1 protein-coding gene is annotated in these 258 nt (G+C 67.8%); it reads right to left on the bottom strand.

The genetic code is table 11. From position 1 onward, the window contains the following. Positions 1-258: ATP-binding cassette domain-containing protein (locus SCA31_RS24250; RefSeq protein ID WP_410699535.1), on the bottom strand; the 258-nt coding region annotated here is incomplete at both ends.

The following is a 258-nucleotide window of genomic DNA, read 5'->3' as shown; positions in this document are numbered from 1 at the left end:
CCCGCCGTGGCACTGTGAAGCCGAAGCTTCCGGCCATCCATCTCCACGATTCCGGCGTCGGCCTTGTCGGCGCCATAGATGCAGCGCGCCACCTCAGTCCGGCCGGCGCCCACGAGTCCGGCCAAGCCGACGATCTCGCCGGCGTGGAGCCGCAGGTCCACATCCGCGAAAGCTCCTGCCCGGCTCAGTCCACGCGCTTCGAGGACAAGATCGCCGCGTTCGCGGGGAATATGCTCGTACAGATCGACGTCCTTGCCG

This window comes from Chryseobacterium sp. SIMBA_028 (assembly GCF_046535285.1).
In the GTDB taxonomy this organism is placed as follows: Bacteria; Bacteroidota; Bacteroidia; order Flavobacteriales; family Weeksellaceae; genus Chryseobacterium.
Note: the sequence above shows the minus strand (reverse complement) of the source record. Positions and strands in the feature narration are given on the sequence as shown.